The following is a 17,423-nucleotide window of genomic DNA, read 5'->3' on the forward strand; positions in this document are numbered from 1 at the left end:
GGGGCCGATCGGACGTCTGCGGCGGCCCGCCGGGGGCTTGGTCCTCCCGGCGGGCCGCGGGCTCTTGGCGCGCGCGGAGGCAGGGTACTGGCTAGGGTGGCGAATCGGGACAAAACGCCACACGAGAGGCTTTGCCATGCCCGTGCTACCCGAAGGAACGCCCTGTTGGGCCGACGCGATGTTCACCGACCTGGAGGGCGCGAAGGCCTTCTACGGCGACGTACTCGGTTGGACCTTCGGTGAGTCCTCCTCCGAGTACGGCAACTACACCCAGGCCTACTCCGACGGCAAGGCGGTCGCGGCGATCGTCCCGCCGATGCCCGGCCAGGACGGGACCTCGGTGTCCGCCTGGTGCCTCTACCTCGCCTCCCCCGACGCCGCCACCACCGCCGAGAAGATCCGCGCCGCCGGGGGCGAGGTCCTGATGGGCCCGATGGCGGTGGGCGACTTCGGTTCGATGGTGATCGCCAAGGACCCGGCCGGGGTCGTCTTCGGCGTCTGGCAGGCCGGTACCCACGAGGGCTTCGAGAAGCAGGGAGCTTCGGGCGCGTACACCTGGGCCGAGGTCATCACCCGCGACGAGACCGCCGCCGACCGCTTCTTCCCCGCCGTCTTCCCCTACGCCGTGAAGCGGATGGACTCGGAGCAGGTGGACTACAAGATCTTCCACGTCCGGGAGCAGCCGGTGCTCGGCCGGATGCTGGCAGGGCCGACCGACCTGCCGGCCGAGGCGCCGAACTACCTCAGCGTGTACTTCGCCGTGGACGACTGCGATGCCACCGTCGCCAAGGTCACCGACCGGGGCGGCAAGCTGTACTTCGGTCCGATGGACAGCCCGTTCGGCCGGTTCGCGGCGGTCGGCGACCCGCAGGGCGCGGCGTTCGGCGTGATCGACCTCGGTCGGACGGCCGGCGACATGCCGGTCATGGTCGCGGAGTGAGCGCGCCGCAGTCGGCGGGGGCGGCGGGGGCGTCCGGGCTCGGCGGCGAGCGGGCGGACCTGCTGCAGACCCTCGACAAGCACCGGGGGTTCCTGCGCTTCACGGTCCGCGACCTCACCGACGAGCAGGCCGCCCGGCGCACCACGGCCAGCGCGCTGTGCCTGGGCGGGCTGATCAAGCACGTGGCCGGGACGGAGGCCGGCTGGATGCGGTTCGTGGTCGGCGGCGCGGACGCGATGGTGTCCGACCCCGGCGACTGGGAGGCGCAGTTCAGGATGGTCGAGGGGGAGACCCTGGCCGGGCTGCTGACCGAGTACGAGCAGGTGGCCGCCGCGACGGACGCGCTGGTGGCGAGCCTGCCGGACCTGGACCTGGCGCATCCGCTGCCCGCCGCGCCGTGGTTCGAGCCCGGCGCCGCCTGGTCGGCGCGGCGGGTGCTGCTGCACATCATCGCGGAGACGGCGCAGCACGCCGGGCATGCCGACATCATCCGGGAGTCGCTGGACGGGGCGAGGACGATGGGCTGATCACCTGACCCGAAGGGCGCCGGGGCGCCGTCGGGTCAGACGGTCAGGGGCTCCACGCCGAGCAGCTCGCGCAGGGCCCGCTCGCCGTCCGGCGTGACCCGCAGCGCGCGGCCGGTGCCGATCCGCTCCACCCAGCTCCGTTCCAGCGCCGTCCGGCAGAGCAGCGCGCCGAAGGCTCCGCCCAGGTGGTTGCGCCGCTCCGTCCAGTCCAGGCAGGTGCGGACCACCGGGCGGGCACCGGCGCGTCCGGCCCGGGGCGGCAGCTCCGCGCCGAGGTCGGTCAGCCAGGCCCGGCCGAGGGCGGTCAGGGTCGGACCGTCCTCCTCCGTCACCAGGCCCCGGGCGAGGACGGCGTCGCCGACCGTCACGCCCAGCCGGCCGGCGAGGTGGTCGTAGCAGGTCCGGGCGCGGGCCTCGGCGCTCTGCCGGGTGCTCTCGCGCAGGGAGCGCGGGGCGGGGGAGCCGGCGGCCGGCGGCCCGCCGGGCGCTCCTGCCGGGGGTGTGAACGAGGAGAGGTCCTCGATCAGCGTGGCGACCTCCGGTCCGGCCAGCCGGACGTAGCGGTGCCGGCCCTGGCGTTCCTCGGCCAGCAGTCCGCCGCCGATCAGTCGGGAGAGGTGCTCGCTGGCGGTGGACGGCGCCACGCCCGCGTGCCGGGCGAGTTCGCCGGCAGTCCAGGCGCGGCCGTCGAGCAGGGCCGTGCAGAACGCGGCCCGGGTGGGATCGGCGAGCAGGGCGGCCAGTCGGGCGAGGGACATGGGTCCATGGTGCCCCGGGGACGGTTCGGCGGGCGCCGAAATGTCGTGGTCCTAGGGTCGGTACCCCGGGATCACCGCTTCCGACGCCCCGAGCCGGTGGGGGCGAGCCCCCGGAGCCCGAAGCCGGTGGGGCCGACCCGATCCCCGTTCGTACGAGAGGACCGTCCGATGAGCACCGCCCCGCTCGACACCCCGCTCGACACCCCGTTCGCCGCCCTCCACCGCCGCCCGGGCGTGCCGCTGCTGCTCCCCAACGCCTGGGACCACGCCTCCGCCGCCGTCCTCGCGGAGCAGGGCTTCGCCGCGATCGGCACCACCAGCCTCGGCGTCGCGGCGGCGGCCGGGCTGCCCGACGGCGCCGCCGCCACCCGGGACGAGACGCTCCGGCTGGCCCGGCGCCTCGGTCGGTCCGGGCGCTATCTGCTCTCCGTCGACGTGGAGAACGGGTTCAGCGACGACCCGTCCGAAGTCGCCGAGCTGGCAGTCGAGTTGGCGGAGTCCGGGGTGGTCGGCATCAACCTGGAGGACGGCCGTCCGGACGGCACGCTCGCCCCCGCGACCGTGCACACCGCCAAGATCGCCGCGATCAAGGCCGCCGTGCCGGCGCTGTTCGTCAACGCCCGCACCGACACCCACTGGCTCGCCGTGCCGGATCCCGCCGGGGAGACCGACCGCCGGCTCGCCGCCTACGAACGGGCGGGCGCGGACGGCCTGTTCGTCCCCGGGCTGACCGACCCGGCCGCCGTCGCGCGGATCTGCGGCACCGTCACCGCCCCGCTGAACATCCTCTGGTCCCCGACCGGCCCCACCCTGGCCGAACTCGCGGGCCTCGGGGTCGCCCGGGTCAGCCTCGGCTCGCTGCTCTACCGGACCGCTCTCGCGGCCGCCGTCTCGACCGCGCTCGCCGTCCGCGACGGTGCTCCGGCCGCCGCGGCCGGGACTCCCGGGTACGCCGCCGTCCAGTCGCTGTACGCCGACGGGCGGTGAGGGCGGGGCCGGGCCTGCGACGGCACTCCGGGGACGGGTCGGGGAGCGTCAGTCGTTCGTGAGGTACCGGCGGCCGGGTATCTGCTCGAAGATCAGGTTGGTCCGGGTCTGCGCCACCGCCGGGTGGGTGGTGAGGTGGTCCACGACGAAGTCGCGCAGTTCCTCCGGCCCGGCCACGCCCACGTGCAGCAGGTAGTCGTCGGATCCGGCCATGTGGAACACCGCCAGGACGCCGGGCAGGTCGGGCGCGGTGCTGCGGAAGCTCTCGTTCTGCTCGCGGGTGTGCGCCCGCAGCCGGACCGAGATCATCGCCTGCAGCGGCAGTCCGATCGCCGCCGGGTCGATCTCGGTCCGGAAGGCGCGGATGATGCCGCGTTCGCGCAGGGTGCGCACCCGCGCCAGGCAGGTCGAGGGGGCGATGCCCACGGCCTCGGCGAGCGCGTTGTTCGGCGTGCGGGCGTTCTCGGCGAGGACGCGCAGGATCGCGCGGTCGATGTCGTCGACGGGCGCCCGGTGGGCCTGCGGAAAATTCGGCACGTCGCCCAGAGTCGCCGACCCGGCCGCACATTGGCAAGACAAACATGATCGATTTCGAATCTTGTTCGGAAGGCTATCGCCGGGGTGCGGAGAAGTTCCATTCTGGCGGGTGAGCGGCCCCGGCCGACCCCCGCCCAGCGAAACCGGAGCGCCGCGCCCATGAGCCCCACCACCGTCCCCGCCCCAGCGCTCCCGGCCCAGGCCCCGGCCCCCTTCGCCGACCTCGACGCGGAGCCGGAGCACGGGGACTTCGCGATACCCGCCGAGGGCCTCACCGACGGCGAGCGGCTGCGCGCGCTCGACCGGATGGACGGCTACCTCACCCGCAAGCGCCGGAACCTGGTCGGCTACCAGGCCACCCAGGAGCTCGCGGGCAGCGCGCTCGACCTCGCCCGCTTCATGCTCAGCAACATCAACAACCTCGGCGACCCGTTCCAGAGCGGCGGCTACAAGCCCAACACCAAGGTCGTCGAGCGCGCGGTGCTCGACTACTACGCGCGGCTCTGGCACGCCGGGCCGTCGTACGACCCGGCCGACCCGGAGTCCTACTGGGGCTACATGCTGTCCATGGGCTCGACCGAGGGCAACATGTACGCGCTCTGGAACGCGCGCGACTACCTGACCCGGCCCGGCGCGCCCCGGCCGGTGGCCTTCTACTCCGAGGACACCCACTACTCCTTCGCCAAGGCCGTCCGGGTGCTCGGTGTCGACACCTTCGCCGCCGTGGGCGAGGCGGACTACCCCGGTGAGTGCCCGCTCGGCGGGGACTGGCCGGCCGAGGTGCCCTCGACGCCCGGCCCGTCCGGCCGCTCCTGGGACGGAACCGGGGCCGTCGACACCGAAGCGCTCGCCGTCCTGGTGGAGTTCTTCGCGGCGAAGGGGCACCCGGTCTTCGTCAACTTCAACCTCGGCAGCACCTTCAAGGGCGCCCACGACGACGTAAGGGGCGCGTGCGAGCGGCTGCTGCCGGTGTTCGAGCGGCACGGGCTGCTGCCGCGCGCCGGGGACGACGCCCGCCGGGGCTTCTGGATCCACGTGGACGGCGCGCTCGGCGCCGGCTACGCGCCGTTCCTGCGGATGGCCGCGGCGGACCCGGCGTTCGGCTGGACGCCGGAGACGGAGCTGCCGGAGTTCGACTTCGGCCTCACCCTGCCGACCGGGGAGTCCGGGGAGTCCGGGGACATCGACATGGTCGCGTCGATCGCGATGAGCGGCCACAAGTGGGCCGGTGTGCCGTGGCCGTGCGGCGTCTTCATGACGAAGACCAAGTACCAGCTCGAACCGCCGACCCAGCCCGAGTACATCGGCGCCCCGGACAGCACCTTCGCCGGCTCCCGCAACGGGTTCTCGCCGCTGGTGCTGTGGGACCACCTGTCCCGGCTCTCCTACCGCGACCAGGTCGACCGGATCCGCCGCTCCCAGGAGCTGGCCGAGTACCTGGAGCGCGGGCTCCGCGCCCTGGAGCGGGAGACCGGCGCCGAGCTCTGGCCCGCCCGCACCCCCGGCGCGATCACCGTGCGCTTCCGCAAGCCCGGCCCCGCCCTGGTGGCCAAGTGGTCGCTCTCCTCCGAGAACGTCTCGACCACCCCCGGCGACCCGGCCGGCCTGCGCGGCTATGTGCACGTCTTCCTGATGCCCTCGGTCGACCGCGCCAAGCTGGACGCCCTCCTCGCCGACCTCGCCCGAGACCCGGTGATCCTCGGCACCGAGTGACGTCAGGGCCTAGACCTGGCCCCCGGCCTGGTCGCCGCTCCCTGTGCGGGCGGTGATCAGGCCGGATTCGTAGGCGGCGATGACCGCCTGGGCGCGGTCGCGGACGTCCAGCTTGCCGAAGATGCTGGTGATGTGGTTCTTCACCGTGGAGTGGCTGATGTCCATGGACCGGGCGATCCCGGTGTTGTCGAGGCCGGTGGCCATCAGCCGCCAGACCTCCACCTCGCGCGGCGTGAGTTCGCCCGTCACGGCGGCGGCGGGCGGCGGCGGGGTGTCGAGGGGCGCCCGGACGTAGGTGGAGATCAGTCGGGAGAGCAGGCGCGGCGCGACCACGGCCTCACCGGCGTGGACGGTGCGGATCGCCGCGCCGAGGTCCTCCGGCGAGACGTCCTTGGGGAGGAAGCCGTGGGCGCCCGCCCGTAGCGCGGCCACCACGTACTCGTCCATGTCGAAGGTGCTGAGCGCCAGGACCTTGCAGTCCGGCAGGGTGCGGGACAGCTCCTCGGTGGCGCCGACGCCGTCCAGGACGGGCATCCGGATGTCCATCACCACGACGTCGGGGCGCAGCCGGTGGGCGAGGGCGACGGCCTGTTCGCCGTCCTCGGCCTCGCCCACCACCTCGACGGACGGGTCCGGCGAGAGGATCAGCGACAGGCCGCGCCGGACCAGCGGCTGGTCGTCCACGAGGAGGACCCGGATCGGGGGCGTCGTGGTGGTCATCGGGTCACCTTCCCGTGCTGGACGGCCGCCTCTGCGGTCTCGTCGGGGGCCAGCGGCAGTTCGGCCAGGACGGCGAATCCGCCCTCCGGCCGGGGACCGGTCCGCAGCGTGCCGCCGTGCAGGGCGACCCGTTCGCGCATGCCGATCAGGCCGTACCCGCCCCGCTCCCCGGCGGCCGGTCCGGTGTCCGGCGACGCGAAGCCCGCGCCGTCGTCCCGCACCTCGACGGTGATCCCGTCCGGACGGTGGTCGATCCGGACGGACGCGCGGGCCGGTCCGGCGTACTTGCGGGCGTTGGTGAGGCCCTCCTGGACGATCCGGAACACCGTCAGGCCGAGGGTCGGCGGGAGCGGCTGCGGGGCGCCGTGGATGCTGAGCTCGGTGGGCAGTCCGGCCCGGCGGGACTCCTCGACCAGCCGGTCGAGGTCCTCCACCCCGGGTTGGGGCGAGGGCGGGGCGGCGTCCGGTTCGTCGCCGGCCCGCAGGACGTTCAGCAGCTGGCGCATCTCGCGCAGGGCCAGCCGGCCGGAGGACTCCAGGGTGACCAGGGCGTCCCGGACCACCTCCGGGTTGGCGAGGTTGGCCCGGGCGCCGCCCGACATCAGCTGCATGGTGGTGATGTGGTGGGCCACGATGTCGTGCAGCTCCCGCGCGATGCGGCGGCGTTCCTCGGCCACCGCGCGGTCGGCCAGCAGCTGGCGGTTGGCCGCGACCTCGCGCTGCCAGCGCGAGATCGCGAGGCCGCCGGCGGCCACCAGCGCGGTGGAGGCGGTGGCGGCGATGGCCTCCCCCGAGCCCGGGACGCCGAAGCCGCTCTGGCTGATCATGGTCGCCAATGCCGTCGCCGCGCTCGCGGCGGCGGTGGCGCGACCGCTGCAGTGCCGGGCGACCGAGTACACGGCCACCGTGAGGACGGCGCCGAAGTGAGCCCCCATCGGCGCGAGCACATTGGCCAGGCTCCCCAGCACCAGGACGGCGGCGAGCGTCCCCAGCGGGCGGTGGCGCCGGGCGACCAGCGGCAGACCCGACAGCAGCAGGACGAGGAAGCCCGGAACGCTGATGCCGCGGCCGCCCTCGACCTGGTTGAAGAGCAGGTAGGCCACCAGGTCGAGCAGGCCGGCGCCGACGGCCACCAGCCCGTCGGTGTGGCTCCACGGGGTGCCGTCCGCTGTGCCGGGCGTGTTCCCGGGCGGACCCCCGGCATCGGCCGTGCCCGCTGCGGGGCGCTGACGCCCGTCCATCTCGGTCCTCCCCGGCTGATCAGCCATGACGCCCCCATTCTGGCACCGGCCCGCCGGGCCGGACGTGGTCCCCGCGGCCGAGAGCCGGGGGCCGGGCCCAGGACCACGGTCCCGGGTCGGGGCGGGCCGGGGGAGCAGGACCCCCGGCCCGGATCGTCCGTCGCCCCGACGCCGGACCCCCCTTCCGCCTGATGGTCTTGGAACAGGCCGGGAACCCCCGGTTCCCAAGCCGACGTTCGCGTCCAGCCACCGGAGGGCAGCGTGATCCGCGCACTGACCCGTTTCTCGACCAGGAACGCGTGGAAGGTCATCGCCCTCTGGGCGGTCCTCGGCATCGGGCTCACCCTGCTGAGCCCGATGCTGATGTCCCGCGTCACCCAGTCGCAGAGCGGCGACTTCCTGCCCGCGAGCTACGACTCGGCGGCGGCCCTGCGGATCGCCGAGAAGAATTTCGGGATCGACCCGGACGCCACCACGGTGACGGTGCTGGTCGCCAGGACCGACGGCAAGGCCCTCACCCCCGCCGACGAGAAGCGGATCGGGGCCGAGGCGGCGAAGCTCGGCCAGCGCCGGGTGGAGATGCCCCGGATGAAGGACGAGCCGAGCTTCCTGCTGCCGGACCGCTCCCAGACCCCCAAGGTCGCCCCCGCGATGGTCGCTCCCGACCGGAGCTTCGAGCTGCTGAGCGCCGAACTGACCGGCAACGCCGGGGACGACGGGGTCCAGAAGGTCTACCGCGCCTTCCGGGACGCCACCCGCGCGCAGTTCGCCGAGGCCGGGATGCGCACCGGGTTCACCGGCGGTCTGGCGGAGGCCGCCGACTCGGCCGACGACAACCGGACCGCCACCACGGTCGGCGGCGCCCTGGTGATGGGCCTGATCGTGCTGCTCAACGTGCTGGTGTTCCGCAGCGTGCTGGCCGCCGTGCTGCCGCTGCTCGCCGTCGCCTTCATCGGTGGCGCGGCCGGCGGGGCCGTGGCCGGCGCCGCGTCGCTGACCGGGCTCAAGCTGGACGCCTCCACCCCGGGCCTGATCTCCGTGGTGCTGCTGGGCATCGGGATCGACTACCTGCTGTTCCTGCTCTTCCGGTTCCGCGAGCACCTGCGGGCCCGGCCCGAGCAGCCCGCCCGGGAGGCCGCCGCCGAGGTGTCCGGCCGGGTCGGTACGGCGATCACCTCCGCCGCCCTGACCATCGTGGCCGCCTTCGCGACCCTGGGTGTCGCCAGCTTCGGCCAGTTCCGCTCGCTCGGCCCGGCCATCGCGGTCGCCGTCCTGGTGATGCTGCTGGGCAGCCTCACCCTGATGCCCGCCCTGCTCGCCGCCTGCGGCCGCAAGATCTTCTGGCCGTCCCGGAGCCTGCGCCGGCAGCCGCGCGAGGGTGTCGCCGCCCGCTTCGGCGCACTGGTCGCCCGCCGGCCGGCCGCGATGCTGCTGGCCTCCGTCGCGCTGCTCGGCGCCCTGGCCGCCGGGACGGCCGGCATCACGATGGACTACGGCCAGGGCGGCGGCTCCAAGACCGCGGCGGCGGCCACCGCCACCGAGATCTCCCGGGCGCTGCCGGCCGGCGTGTCCGATCCGACCGGCGTCTACGTCACCGCCACCGGCGGCGGTGACGTGGACCCGGGCAAGCTGGACGGCCTCTCCCGTGCCCTCGGCAAGGTCGAGGGGGTCGGCCAGGTCGGCGGCACCGTGCTGAGCCCGGACCGCCGCGCCGCCCGGATCGACCTCTACCTGACCGCCGACACCCAGAGCGCGAAGGCCCGCGAGCTGGTCTCCGGCCCGGTCCGCGCCGCCGTCGCCGCGAACACCCCGGCCGGTACCAGCGCCCATGTGGGCGGCACGGCGGCGATCTTCGCGGACATCTCGGTCGCCGTCGACCACGACCTGACCGTGGTCTTCCCGGTCGCCGCCGCCCTGATCGCCCTGATCCTGCTGCTGCTCCTGCGCAGCCTGCTCGCCCCGCTGGTGCTGATGCTCGCGGTCGGGCTCGGCTTCGCCGCCACCCTCGGCGCCTCGACCCTGGTGTTCCAGCACCTGCTGGACAAGCCCGGTGTCAGCTTCACCCTGCCGCTGGTGCTGTTCCTGTTCGTGGTGGCGCTGGGCACGGACTACAACATCCTCATCACCGACCGGATCCGGGAGGAGATGGAGCAGCCCGGCCCGGTCCGCGGCGCCGTGGCCCGCGCCGTCCGCCACACCACGCCCGCCATCGCCACCGCAGGCCTGGTCCTGGCCGGCTCCTTCGCCACCCTGGCCACCACCCCGGGCAGCGAGCAGGTCGCCTTCGCGCTGACGCTCGGCATCCTGCTCTCGGCGCTCGTGCTCTCCCTGGTCCTGGTGCCGGCCATGGCCGCGCTGCTCGGCCGGGGCCTCTGGTGGCCGCTGCGGACCGCCCCGCGGCACGCGTCCGCCGGGGCGGAGGAGGCGGCGCCGCACCGGGAGCCCGTCCCCGAGCGACTGAACGTCTGAGCGCTCCAACAGCCGAGTGCTCGAACAGCCGAGCGCTTGAACGCTTGAGCGCTTGAGCGCTTGAGTGCCCGCAACCCCCGGTACCCCCTCGGTGCCCGGCCTGCCCCCGCAGGCCGGGCACCGGGGGTCACGTCGTTTCCCCCTCTTCCGCTCCCGGCAGCAACCGCCGGTAGGCGACGCCGAGTTCGGTGATCCCGCGGGCCAGTCCCTCGCACCCGACCGTGGCGTAGCTGAGGACCAGGGCCGGCGGCCGGCCGGTGTCGGTGAGGGTGTGGAAGCGCCCGCCGCGGATCAGCACCGAGCGGCCGCGGGCCGCGCGGATCAGGGCGTCCTCGTCCACGGCGGGCGGCAGTTCGAGGTAGGCCTGAAGGCCGCCGTCCCCGCCCAGCACCCGGGTGCCGGGCAACCGGCGGGCGACCTCCCGCCGGACGACCTCCCGGCGGCCGGCGAACTCCGCGCGCAGGCGCCGCTGGTGGCGGTCGAGTCCGCCGGTGTCGATGAAGCGGGCGAAGGCGAGCTGTTCCAGGCCCGAGCAGCCGATGTCCCAGCCCGCGCGGACGTGCTCCAGCGAGGCCATCAGCTCGGACGGCGCGGCGAGCCAGCCCAGCCGCAGGGCGGGGGCGAGGACCTTGCTGGCGCTGCCCGCGTAGACGACCCGGTCCGGCGCCAGGCTCTGCAGGGCCGACGGCTGGCCGGAGCGGCTCCGGTAGGCGTTGTCGTAGTCGTCCTCGATCACATAGCCGTCGACCGCCCGGGCCCAGGCGATCAGCTGCTCCCGGCGGGCCCGGCTCAGGCACGCGCCGGTGGGGAACTGGTGGCCGGGGGTGGTCAGGACCGCGCGGGCGCCGGACTGTTCGAGCAGGTCGACGCGGATGCCCTCGGCGTCGACCGGGATGCCGACCGGCCGGATCCGGGCGCTCGCGATGAACTCCCGTTCGCCGGGGTGCCCCGGGTCCTCCACGGCCAGGGTCCGGTGGCCCCGGTCGCCGAGGACGCGGCAGAGCAGGGCGAGGCCCTGGGCGAAACCCGAGGTGATCATCAGGTCCTCGGAGCGGGTGCGCACCCCGCGGACCCGGCCGAGGTAGCCCGCCAGGATGTGACGGGTCAACGGGACCCCGGCGGGCGGGGAGTAGCTGAGTTCGCGGTGCCCGGCGGCGCCCAGTGCGACGGTGACGCAGCGGATCCACTCCTGGCGCGGGAAGGCCAGCAGGTTGGAGGTGCCGGTCCGCAGGTCCCAGGCGGCCTCGGTGCCGTCGCCGTCCACCGGGGCGGAGGCGGAGGTGGCGGCCGCGGCGGTGAGGGCGGAGGACACCGGGGCCAGGCCGCCGCCGTCCTCGGCGACCGAGGTGCCCGAGCCGCGCCGGGTCACGAGGTAGCCCTCGGCGGTGAGTTGTTCGTACGCCTCCACCACGACACTGCGCGAGACGCCCAGGTCGGTGGCGAGTTGGCGGCTGGAGGGTAATCGGGTTCCGGGGCGGAGGGTCCCGTCCTCGACCAGGCGACGTACCGCGTCACGCACTTGGAGTGCCAGTGGGACGCGTGAGCCGCGATCGACGTCGAGGGCCAGATGCCAGGCCAAGTGGCCTCCTGTGCAGAGGGCGAAGTGGTATGGACCGAGCATTGTCACATTTGATGGACTCGTTCCGCACAGGCAACCGCCGCGCGGGAACGCGCGAGGGGCCCGGGGCCCGTCGCGGGAGCGGCGGGTTGCCGACCGGGCGCCGTCGGGTGGCCGAGTGGACGGAAGTGGCACCAACAGATGTCCGGGAATTGGCCGCAGTCGGACGCGGCCCGGCTCCCTATCGTCGGTCAGGTCATCAACCCAGCTCGGACGCGAAGGACTCACCTCATGGACCGGACCAGCGCCCTGAAGGTCATCGTCGACGAAAGCCTTCTGGCGCGGGTGCCCGGCTACGTCCTCGGACTGATCGCCGTCCCGGTGGTCGACGTCGCGGCGGCCGCGGCGGAGGTCGACGACCTCCTCACCGCCGCCGAGGACGCCGTCCACGGCCTCTCCCTGGGCAAGGCGGAGGTTTCCGCCCTGCCCCCGATCGCCGCCTGGCGGGACGCGTACCGCAGCGTCGACGTCAACCCCAACCGCTTCCCCTGCGCGGCGGAATCGGTGCTGCGGCGGGTGGCCAAGGGCGACCGGCTGCCGCGGATCAACGCCCTGGTGAACCTCTGCAACGCCGTCTCGCTGGACAGCCGGCTGCCGGTCGCCTCCTGCGACGTCGGCGACATCACCGGGGAGCTGGCCGTCCGGCTGGCCCACGGCGGCGAGACCTACCTGCCGCTGGGCGCGCCGGAGGCACCGGAGCACCCGGAGCCGGGCGAGGTCGTCTACGCGGACACCCAGGACCGCGCGCACTCGCGGCGGTGGAACTGGCGGCAGAGCGAGGTGATCAGGACCGACGTCGGCCGACGCCGGCTGCTGCTCACCGTCGAGGCGGTGCACGAGGGCGGGCGCGCGGACGTGGAGCGGGCGCTCGACCGCCTCGCCGCCGCGCTCGACGCGCTCGGGGCGGTGCGTCAGCGGCCGATCGTGCTGGACGCCGCCGGGCCCGGGGCCGAGCTGTTCGTGCCCGAGCAGGACGTGTCCGAGCAGGACGTGCCGGAGCAGTCCGGGTCCGAGCAGACCGTGCCGGAGCAGTCGGCAGTGGAGTCGGCGGCCGGGTCGTCCGTCGTCGCGGGTTGATCGTCGTGGGAGCCGGCCACGGTGCCGGACCGACCGCTACCTCCAGGAGAACCCGATGAACCCCGCGATTCTGATCGTCTACCGCCCCGCCGCCGGCCGCTACCTCGCGCAGTTCCGCAGCGTGGTCGAGGTCGCCACCGAACTCGGCCACCACCCCGTCGTCCTGGTCCCCACCGGTGAGGTCCCGCCCGAGGTAGAGGGCCTGACGGTGCGGGAGGCCGACCTGGACTCCACCCCGGCCTTCCGGGCCGCCGTGGACGCGGTCGCCGCCGAGCACCGGCTGGTCCGGATCTTCCCGCTCTTCGAGGGCGACGTCCTGCCCGCCGCCCGGTCCCGCCGGGACCACGGCATCCCCGGACTGACGCCCGACCAGGCGCTCAACTTCCGCGACAAGAACGTGATGCACCGTCGCGCCGAGGAGCTGGGCGTCAAGGTGGCCCGCTCCTGCCGTCCCGACACCCTGGGCGCGGTCGAGGAGTTCGCCGCGCGGACCGGCTACCCGCTGGTCATCAAGCCGTACGCGGGCTGGGCCTGCGGCAGCACCTACCGGGTCGACGGTCCGGAGCGGCTGGCCGAGGTGTGGGAGGAGATGGGCGACGACCGGCACGAGTACCGGGTCGAGGAGTTCGTCCGCGGCACCGAGTTCCACGTGGACGCGCTGCTCCAGGACGGCGAGGTCGTCTTCGAGCAGCTGTCCCGCTACACCTACTCGGTGCTGGAGTACCGGGACGAGCCGGGCGGCACCATCTCCCGCAAGCACGACCTCAGCAAGCACGAGCAGCGGATCCTGGAGCTGAACGCCGCGGTGCTGCGCGGCTTCGGCATGCGCACCGGCGTCGCGCACGTCGAGTTCTTCCTGGACGAGGACGGCGAGGCGGTGTTCGGCGAGGCGGGTGCCCGGGCCGGCGGCGGCTCGATCGTCCCTGCGATCCAGGCCGGGCGCGGCATCAACCTGGCCGGCGAGTGGGCCCGGCTCGAACTCGACCCCGAGCACCGCACCGAGGCCCGGCTCGGCCCGGAGATCGGCACCGAGTACCTGTCCTCGGGCAAGTACGGCCGGATCACCGGGATCAGCTCGCCGGGGGAGCTCAACGAGCTCGACGGCGTCCTGGACGCGGACGTCTGGAAGGCCGTCGGCGACGTGCTGGCCCCGCCGGTCGCCTCCAACGACGTGCTCGGCTGGTACGTCTGCGAGGGCAGCGACTACGACGACGTGCTGGCGCGGTTCCGCACCGTCCGCCAGGCCTTCCGGGTCGAGACCGAGTCGGCGGTCTGAGCGGGATGGCCACGAGCACCGGAGAAGGGGCCGCCGCCGCCCCGAAGACCTGGACGGCCAGGTTCAAGGAGTTACCGCTCCCGCTGCGGGTGCTGTTCGTGACGTCCTTCGTCAACCGCGCGGGCATGTTCGTCTTCCCGCTGCTCGCCGTGTACCTGGTGCGCAGCAAGGGCCTCGGCACGGCCGAGGCGGGCCTGCTGATCTCGGTCGGCTCGACCGGCCTGCTGGTGGGCTCGCTGCTCAGCGGGCCGGTCTGCGACCTGCGCGGCCGCCGGGACGCCCTGGTCGCCGCCCTGGTGCTCAACGCGGTCGGCTACCTCGGCCTCGGCACCCTGGACGGCGCGCCGTGGACGTACGCCCTGCTGCTGTTCGTCGCCCTGGTGGGGATGGGCATGTTCGGTCCGGCGGCCAACACCCTGATCGCCGACCTGGCGACCCCCGAGCAGCGGCCGTTCTCGTACACGGTCAGCTACATCGGCAACAACCTGGGCATGGGCATCGGCCCGCTGCTGGGCGGGGTCGCGGCCGCGTACTCGTACCACGTGATGTTCGCGGGCAACATCGTCGTCGGGCTGCTGTGCGCGGTCGTGATCCGGATCTGGGTGCCCCGGGACACCAAGTCCGGCACCGCCGCGCCCAAGGCGGCCGGCGGCGGCAGGCTCCGGTTCGGCGGCGTCCACGGCCACGTGCTGTGGATGGTGCTCGCCTCCTTCTTCTACGTGGCCCCGCTGATCGGCCTCGAGTACGTGCTGCCGCTGGCCGTGACCACCGAGCTGAACGCCTCGGCCGGGCTGGTCGGCGTGGTGTACACGGTGAACAGCGTCGTGGTGGTGGGCCTCGGGCTCCAGTTGGAGAAGCGGATCGCCAGCTACCCGATCCGCACCCTGCTGCTGGTGGCCGGGGTGCTGTGGGCGCTGGGCCTGGCCGTGCTCGACTTCGGCTTCTCGCTCGCGGCGGTGCTGGCCTCCACCGTGGTGTGGACGCTCGGCGAGATCATCGCCTCCGTGGTGGTGCCCACCTACATCGCCGACCACGTCGACGAGCACCGGGTCGGCCGCTTCATGGCGCTCAACGGCTTCGTGCTGGGCCTGGCCCGGCTGGTGGTGCCGTTCGGCCTCGGGGTGATCTGGCAGAACCACGGGGCGCGTCCGGTGCTGCACACCATGCTGGTCACGCCGCTGGTCGGCATCGCGGTGTTCGCGGTGCTCCGGATCCGGTCCTCGGCCGCGAGCGCGCCGGCCGCCTCGACTCCCACTTCCGCTTCCGTCGAAGCCGGACCCGGACCGGCCGATGCCGTCCGCTCCGGTGCCTGAACCGTGTGACCGTCCGATCGACCGCCGTATCCATGCATTCCGGGAGGGCCCGATGATCACCAAGTTCTTGCTGCCCGAGGACCGAATCCCCACCACCTGGTACAACGTGCTGGCGGATCTGCCGAAGCCGGTGCCGCCGATGCTGCACCCCGGGACGAGGGAGCCGCTCACCCCGGCCGACCTGGCGCCGCTGTTCCCCGAGTCGCTGATCGCCCAGGAGTTCAGCACCGAGGCCGAGATCGACATCCCCGGCGCGGTGATCGACGTCTACCGCCAGTGGCGTCCCAGCCCGCTGGTCCGGGCCCACCGGCTGGAGCGCTCGCTCGACACCCCGGCGCGGATCTACTTCAAGTACGAGGGCGTCAGCCCGGCCGGCAGCCACAAGCCCAACACGGCGGTGCCGCAGGCGTACTACAACAAGCAGGCCGGTGTGGAGAAGCTCACCACCGAGACCGGCGCCGGCCAGTGGGGCAGCTCGCTCGCGATGGCCTCCGCCTACTTCGGCCTCGAGTGCGAGGTCTTCATGGTGAAGGTGAGCCACCAGCAGAAGCCCTACCGCCGGGCCCTGATGGAGACCTTCGGGGCGACGGTGCACGCCAGCCCCAGTGTGCTCACCGACGCCGGCCGGGCCGCGCTCGCCGCCGACCCCGACGCCAGCGGCAGCCTGGGACTGGCCATCTCCGAGGCCGTGGAGGCCGCGGTCAGGAGCGGCGGCCGGGCCAAGTACGCGCTCGGCTCGGTGCTCAACCACGTGCTGACGCACCAGACGGTGATCGGCCAGGAGGCGCTGCTCCAGATGGAGCTGGCGGAGGACTACCCGGACATCGTGATCGGCGCGGCGGGCGGCGGCTCCAACTTCGGCGGCCTGGTCCTGCCGTTCCTGCGCGAGCAGCTGCGCGGCGGCCGCTCGGTGCGGGCGCTCGCCGTCGAGCCGGCCTCGTGTCCGACCCTCACCCAGGGCCGCTACGAGTACGACTTCGGCGACACCGCGGGCCTCACCCCGCTCACCATGATGCACACCCTCGGCCACGACTTCGTGCCGCCGAGCATCCACGCGGGCGGCCTGCGCTACCACGGCATGGCGCCGATCATCAGCGCCCTGAAGGACCTCGACCTGCTGGAGGCCCGGGCCGTCCCGCAGACCGCCTGCTTCGAGGCCGGCGTCCTGTTCGCCCGCAACGAGGGCATCGTCCCGGCGCCGGAGTCCACCCACGCGGTGCGGGCGGCCATCGACGAGGCGCTGGCCTGCAAGGAGAGCGGCGAGGCCCGCACCATCCTGTTCACGCTGTCCGGCCACGGGCACTTCGACATGCAGGCCTACACGGACTACTTCGCCGGCAAGCTCAAGGACTGACGAGAACGCCCAAGGACCGACAAGAACGATCTAGGACCGGCGAGAAAGCTCAAGGACTGACGAGTACTGAGCGGTGACAGGCGGGCGAACAGCCGGACGGGCCCTCGCACCACGGGCCCGTCCGGCCGCCCGCCCCCGTAGGGGCAGACTACGAGGGGGACCCACGTGCAAGGATCAACTCCGACTCCGATCGTGCTCGGGATCTGCGGCTCCGAGCGGCCGGGCGGCAACACCGACCTCGCGTTGGAGTACGCCGGCCGCCTGGTCCGCGAACGGGGCGCCGAGTTCCGGACCGTCCACCTGCGCGAGCACCGGATCTCGCCGTGCAGCCCGTGCGGCGACTGCAACCAGCGGACCACTCCCTGCGAACTCCGCGACGACATGCCCGCGATCGTCGAGCAGATGAAGCAGGCGGACGCCATTGTCTACGCGACCCCGGTGCACGGCTTCGGCCCCGCCCACCTGATGCAGATCTTCATCGAACGGGCCGGCGTCGGCTTCCTGCGCTTCGACCGCCCCCTGGCCAACAAGGTGGGCGGCATCATCGTCGTCTCGCGCCGGTACAGCGACGCCGCAGTGCACAGCCAACTGGTCGACAACCTGCTGCTCAACCGCATGATCCTGGTCGGCAGCGGCTTTCCGGCGCTGCTGCGCAACACCTCGCCGCAGCCCCAGCTCCAGGACGCCGAGGGCCTGGAGGCACTGGAGCGGATGCTCCACCGCATGATCGACATGACCCAGCTGCTCCGCCGCAACCAGACGGCCGACGGCCGGCCCGTCCTGCCGGTCGACGACCGCAACGAGCGCGTCTCCCGCGCCACCCGCGTCGTCCTGCCGGGGCAGCGGACCTCCTCGGAGAAGCAGGTCAGCTGAACCGCCGCCGATCCACCGAT

The 17,423-nt window shown here is 73.6% G+C and carries 15 protein-coding genes; 10 read left to right on the forward strand and 5 right to left on the reverse strand.

Annotated features, from left to right (window positions below; all coding sequences use genetic code 11):
* Positions 1–136: 136 nt before the first annotated feature.
* Together OG715_RS23175 and OG715_RS23180 are read left to right on the forward strand one after the other, a co-directional pair.
* Positions 137–940 (forward strand): VOC family protein, encoded by an 804-nt coding sequence (locus OG715_RS23175; RefSeq protein ID WP_266270768.1) that lies wholly within the window; start codon positions 137–139, stop codon positions 938–940.
* On the forward strand, positions 937–1,467 hold the full coding sequence (locus OG715_RS23180; protein ID WP_266270770.1) for a DinB family protein: 531 nt from the start codon (positions 937–939) through the stop codon (positions 1,465–1,467). The genes OG715_RS23175 and OG715_RS23180 overlap by 4 nt, the downstream gene beginning before the upstream one ends.
* A 35-nt stretch (positions 1,468–1,502) precedes the next feature.
* Here the strand turns inward: OG715_RS23180 and OG715_RS23185 are convergent, their stop codons facing one another.
* Positions 1,503–2,225: an ArsR/SmtB family transcription factor gene (locus tag OG715_RS23185; protein ID WP_266270771.1), complete on the reverse strand. Its 723-nt coding sequence runs from the start codon at positions 2,223–2,225 to the stop codon at positions 1,503–1,505.
* A gap of 168 nt (positions 2,226–2,393) precedes the next feature.
* On the opposite strand from OG715_RS23185, the gene OG715_RS23190 reads away from it, so the two are divergent.
* A complete protein-coding gene (locus OG715_RS23190; RefSeq protein WP_266270772.1) occupies positions 2,394–3,212 on the forward strand; it encodes an isocitrate lyase/PEP mutase family protein in 819 nt (272 codons plus the stop codon).
* Positions 3,213–3,260: 48 nt separating this feature from the next.
* Here the strand turns inward: OG715_RS23190 and OG715_RS23195 are convergent, their stop codons facing one another.
* Positions 3,261–3,749 (reverse strand): Lrp/AsnC family transcriptional regulator, encoded by a 489-nt coding sequence (locus tag OG715_RS23195; RefSeq protein ID WP_266270774.1) that lies wholly within the window; start codon positions 3,747–3,749, stop codon positions 3,261–3,263.
* Positions 3,750–3,908: 159 nt separating this feature from the next.
* Here OG715_RS23195 and OG715_RS23200 point away from each other — a divergent pair, with 159 nt between their 5' ends.
* Entirely contained in the window at positions 3,909–5,462 is a 1,554-nt protein-coding gene (locus tag OG715_RS23200; protein ID WP_266270775.1) for a PLP-dependent aminotransferase family protein, read from the forward strand.
* A gap of 9 nt (positions 5,463–5,471) precedes the next feature.
* Here the strand turns inward: OG715_RS23200 and OG715_RS23205 are convergent, their stop codons facing one another.
* Both OG715_RS23205 and OG715_RS23210 read right to left on the reverse strand, forming a co-directional pair.
* Positions 5,472–6,182, reverse strand: coding sequence for a response regulator (locus OG715_RS23205; RefSeq protein WP_266270777.1), 711 nt, complete (start codon positions 6,180–6,182; stop codon positions 5,472–5,474).
* Complete coding sequence (locus OG715_RS23210) at positions 6,179–7,450, reverse strand: sensor histidine kinase (RefSeq protein WP_266270778.1); 1,272 nt, start codon at positions 7,448–7,450, stop codon at positions 6,179–6,181. Before OG715_RS23210 ends, OG715_RS23205 begins: the two co-directional genes overlap by 4 nt.
* A 234-nt stretch (positions 7,451–7,684) precedes the next feature.
* Between OG715_RS23210 and OG715_RS23215 the strand changes: the two genes are divergently transcribed.
* Positions 7,685–9,892, forward strand: coding sequence for an MMPL family transporter (locus OG715_RS23215; RefSeq protein WP_266270779.1), 2,208 nt, complete (start codon positions 7,685–7,687; stop codon positions 9,890–9,892).
* A gap of 127 nt (positions 9,893–10,019) precedes the next feature.
* Here OG715_RS23215 and pdxR read toward each other — a convergent pair whose 3' ends face one another.
* The gene (pdxR, locus tag OG715_RS23220; RefSeq protein ID WP_456077713.1) at positions 10,020–11,513 is read right to left on the reverse strand and encodes a MocR-like pyridoxine biosynthesis transcription factor PdxR; all 1,494 of its coding nucleotides are present in this window, start codon (positions 11,511–11,513) and stop codon (positions 10,020–10,022) included.
* A 228-nt stretch (positions 11,514–11,741) separates the two neighbouring features.
* Between pdxR and OG715_RS23225 the strand changes: the two genes are divergently transcribed.
* From OG715_RS23225 to OG715_RS23245, 5 genes are all read left to right on the forward strand, one after another.
* Positions 11,742–12,587 carry a B3/B4 domain-containing protein gene (locus OG715_RS23225; RefSeq protein WP_266270782.1) on the forward strand — a complete coding sequence of 282 codons (846 nt, stop codon included), beginning with the start codon at positions 11,742–11,744 and terminating at the stop codon, positions 12,585–12,587.
* Positions 12,588–12,642: 55 nt separating this feature from the next.
* Positions 12,643–13,863, forward strand: a complete 1,221-nt coding sequence (locus OG715_RS23230; protein ID WP_266270783.1) for an ATP-grasp domain-containing protein — start codon at positions 12,643–12,645, stop codon at positions 13,861–13,863.
* A gap of 5 nt (positions 13,864–13,868) precedes the next feature.
* A complete protein-coding gene (locus OG715_RS23235; protein WP_266270784.1) occupies positions 13,869–15,176 on the forward strand; it encodes an MFS transporter in 1,308 nt (435 codons plus the stop codon).
* A gap of 52 nt (positions 15,177–15,228) precedes the next feature.
* Positions 15,229–16,530 (forward strand): TrpB-like pyridoxal phosphate-dependent enzyme, encoded by a 1,302-nt coding sequence (locus OG715_RS23240; protein WP_266270785.1) that lies wholly within the window; start codon positions 15,229–15,231, stop codon positions 16,528–16,530.
* A 192-nt stretch (positions 16,531–16,722) separates the two neighbouring features.
* A complete protein-coding gene (locus OG715_RS23245; RefSeq protein ID WP_266270786.1) occupies positions 16,723–17,403 on the forward strand; it encodes a flavodoxin family protein in 681 nt (226 codons plus the stop codon).
* The last annotated feature ends 20 nt before the right edge of the window (positions 17,404–17,423 follow it).

It is taken from the genome of Kitasatospora purpeofusca (assembly GCF_036010405.1).
Lineage (GTDB): Bacteria > Actinomycetota > Actinomycetes > Streptomycetales > Streptomycetaceae > Kitasatospora > Kitasatospora purpeofusca.